This is a genomic window from bacterium (genome assembly GCA_026398675.1).
GTDB lineage: Bacteria > RBG-13-66-14 > RBG-13-66-14 > RBG-13-66-14 > RBG-13-66-14 > RBG-13-66-14.
In genome coordinates this window covers 1-3,408 of sequence record JAPLSK010000204.1, presented here as the reverse complement: position 1 = coordinate 3,408, position 3,408 = coordinate 1, and the positions used below count along the sequence as shown (strand labels likewise).

Below are 3,408 nucleotides of genomic sequence, written 5' to 3'. Positions count from 1 at the left end.
GAGCATGGGACCCCTTGGGTGTTCGTACCCCGGAATGATACCAGAACCGCCGCGTCAGCGGCAAAAGTCTTCATGAGTGCAATATTGGCGCCCAAGACCTATTTCGCTGCGGCGGCGAGAGCGGCGCTGTAGGCGGCCTGGGCGGCCTTGTAGTCGTCAATGGCGGCTTCAGCGGCGTCGAGGGCGTCGTCGCGGGTGGCATAGGCGGCATCTTGGGTGACTCTGTAGATATCGTCTACCCTTTCCTTTTCGGCGTCAAGATATGCCTTGTAGGTGCCGGAAGGCTTGGAGATCATGAATGTTAAAGCATAGTTGAAACTGTAGGCTGTCCAATCGGCTGTGATTTTTTCGGCGGCGGTTTGGGCGGAATCAACAGCAGCAAGGGTGACGACGCAGGTGGAGTAGGCGGCCCTGCAGGCAGCGTTGGCGGCGATTAAGGCGTCGGAAGGCCCGTAGGTGCCGAGGGTTGAGAGGGTGGCGTCGCATTCGTCGTTGAGGGCTTTGGTGGTGGTGAACCAGGCGTGGGCGGCTTTGAGACGTTCGTAGCCGGGGTCGCATGTGGCGACAGAGGCGATAAGGACGACAGTGCAGAAAGTAACAAGGACTACGTTGATGATCGGTTTCATGATATCCTCCTTTTTAGTTGGACAGGATTAGCTGACGGGGGGGATGAGGTCGAATAACTTCGGCGACAATCTATCTGGGTTTCATTTGTCTTCCCGTTCATGTTCTGCTCTATACTCCGGTGGACGGTTTCGTTGATAGGAAAAACCCGCTACCGGCCCAGGGCCAGACAGCGGGTCTTAGTGGTGAAAAATGAGTTAGTAAGCCTTTAACTCGAACTTTAGTGTATCCCCGTCTATAGACCACATACCCCCACCTATCCAGTCGATTAACATACCAGGAATCCCGCCTAACAGTATATTCCCCCAAAACCACCCATTTAGATACCGGTCAATCTGTTTTGACCCCGGTTGATATCCCTCCGCCGCGACAGTAATCACAGTAGGCGCTTCAACAGCATCTACCCGAACTCGAGTCGGTGTTGTACCTACATTTGCTCCTTCTACTTTTACCGTAGATGCCCTCACGTTGAGCACACATAACAAAGAAACCCCCAGCAAGCGAATCATTTTTCCCCCTCTATGTTTTAATATCCAGTATCCGAAGGCGCTGGAGAGCTCGCTAATAACAATGAGAGCCCAACCAATGCGGCAATCCCCAAAATAACCCAGATAGTACCTGAGTCCTCATTTCTTTTTTCTATTTGTTGAGCCATTGGTACCAGGGTCAATTTTAACGGTTGATTAGTGCCTGACATTATCAACAGTTGCTTTGTCTCTTCGTAGAATCCATCTTTTACTAAATGAAATACGTATTCTCCAGGTTCTAAAGTAAGCGATAATGGTGTTTTCCCAGTCAATTCGCCATCGATGTATACTGAAGCACCGGCAGGCGTTGAATTGATATCAAGATTGCCCTGTGTTTGAGTGTTTTCCTTATCAGTTAAATCCCATGCTATATCTTTGCATTTGGATGCGAGCTCATCCAGGTTTGTAACCGTTACAGTCTTACCAAGTATGGCTAAGCCAGTGGATACATTAATTACTCTTAAGGAAAGGGTATATGTGTTTCCGATTTTTGAAATACTACCAACACCGATATACTCTACCCCTATAATAGCCCCTGCCTTTGCAATAGTTGCATCATCAATCAAACCACTTAGCTGAAGAGAATGCTCTTCGAGCAACTTGTTTAATTGGCCCCTTTCAACCACTTGGAACGCGTATGTATTAATAATTTCTGTTCGCAGGATCTCGCCAACTGCAATTGCTATTGCATCTTCGCAGCCAACTGGTTCCATATCAACAATCGCTATCGTCGGCAGTGAATTTGCCAAGGATGAATAAGTATAAAGCCAGAGTATTAAAAAAATAAGAATCTTTTTCATAATTTTTGAAACCTCTCAAAATTCTACTAACGCATACAGCTTACCCCCCCCCTGTTGTCAAGGAAAATTTTCAACAAAAATCACCGGGTTTAAGCCCGGAGAAATCAATTGGATATGGTGTATTACCCAGTGGAATCAACGTTGCTTACGTTTTTTTTCTAAATACCCAGCCCCCTCAGCGAAACTTCGGCGGGGTGGCCGGGCCGCGGCACTTAAAGGCGCAACGCTTCACTATCGCCAGCAGGTGGTCCACCACGGCGGGGTCGTGCCCCGCGGCGATCAACAAATCCCGGTCCATCCCCCGTTCCGCGAAATCGTAGAGGACCTCGTCCGCCTGGTGGTAGCGCATCCCCAGCTCACCCTCGTCGGTCTGCGCGGGCCAGAGGTCGGCGGAGGGCGTTTTTACGATTACCTTTTCGGGCAGGCCGAGGGTCTTCGCCATCTCCCACACCTCGGTCTTGTAGAGCTCGGCTAAAGGATTAAGGCCGCAGGCGTCGTCGCCGTGGAGGGTGGTGTAGCCCAAGAGCGCCTCGGTCTTGTTACCGGTTCCCAGGACCAGGGCCGGAATCGCCGAGGAGCGGTCGAAGAGGAGAATCATCCGCACGCGGGCCTTGACGTTGCCCCGGCGGACGCGGGCGTCGGGCGGGATTTTTTCCAGAAGCGGCACGCAGAAGGGGGTGATGTCCACCCGCTCGGACGTTATTTTCAGCTGTTTACAGATCAGCCGGCCGTCGGTCTCGGAGTCCGGGTCGCTCTCGGCGTGGGGGAGAAGGAGCGCGTGGACATTCTTTGCGCCGAGGGCCTTGGCGGCCAGGGCGGCGCTGGCGGCGGAATCCACCCCGCCCGAAACGCCGAGGACCACCTTGGAGAATCCCGCCCCCCGGACGTACCCCGCGATCCAGCCGGCCAGGTCCTCCGCCAGCTTCCCGTAATCCCGCTCGAAACGCCTATCCTGTGCCACCGTCCACCTCGCGTACGTTTTTATAAAGTCGGGCGAAATCCTCCAGAGAAAGTTCCTGGGCCCGGCGCTTCCGGCCGACGTCGGCCCGCTCCAGGACCTCCAGCCATTCGGTCCGGGTCATGTTCAGCCCCTCGACCCCGGCGTTGCCGAGCTGCTTGCGGCGCCGGGCGAAGGCGGTCCGGACCAGCTTGAAGAACGCCTCCTCGTCGTCCACCTCCACCGGCGGGACCTCCCGCCTGCGGAAGACGACCACCGCCGAATCCACCCTGGGCTGGGGGGAGAAGCTCACCGCCTTGACCTTGAATGCTGTCCCGGTTTCCCAATGGTAGGCGACGTACGCCGACAGCGAGCCGTAGGCCGAATCGCCCGGTCGGGCGGTCAGCCGGGCGGCGAACTCGCGCTGGAACATGAGCACGGCGGCGGCGTAACGGCGCTCACCCGTGGCCCGCTGGACGATTTTGGACGAGGCCGAGTAGGGGATGTTCCCCACGAGCCA

The 3,408-nt window shown here is 54.9% G+C and carries 4 protein-coding genes; all 4 read right to left on the bottom strand.

The genetic code is table 11. The features are described from left to right. Window positions 1-98: 98 nt before the first annotated feature. The gene (locus NTW26_06815; GenBank protein ID MCX7021968.1) at window positions 99-626 is read right to left on the bottom strand and encodes a hypothetical protein; all 528 of its coding nucleotides are present in this window, start codon (window positions 624-626) and stop codon (window positions 99-101) included. Between the two features lie 524 nt (window positions 627-1,150). Further along, a complete protein-coding gene (locus NTW26_06810) occupies window positions 1,151-1,951 on the bottom strand; it encodes a PEGA domain-containing protein (GenBank protein MCX7021967.1) in 801 nt (266 codons plus the stop codon). Between the two features lie 175 nt (window positions 1,952-2,126). After that, on the bottom strand, window positions 2,127-2,912 hold the full coding sequence (locus tag NTW26_06805) for an NAD+ synthase (GenBank protein ID MCX7021966.1): 786 nt from the start codon (window positions 2,910-2,912) through the stop codon (window positions 2,127-2,129). Continuing rightward, the coding region (locus NTW26_06800) for an rRNA adenine dimethyltransferase family protein (GenBank protein ID MCX7021965.1) at window positions 2,899-3,408 on the bottom strand (510 nt) is incomplete at its 5' end. The genes NTW26_06800 and NTW26_06805, both read right to left, overlap by 14 nt.

Excerpts from the sequence above, each read along its gene's own strand:
- NTW26_06815 (MCX7021968.1), bottom strand. The coding sequence starts at position 626 with ATGAAACCGATCATCAACGTAGTCCTTGTTACTTTCTGCACTGTCGTC.
- NTW26_06810 (MCX7021967.1), bottom strand. The coding sequence starts at position 1,951 with ATGAAAAAGATTCTTATTTTTTTAATACTCTGGCTTTATACTTATTCA.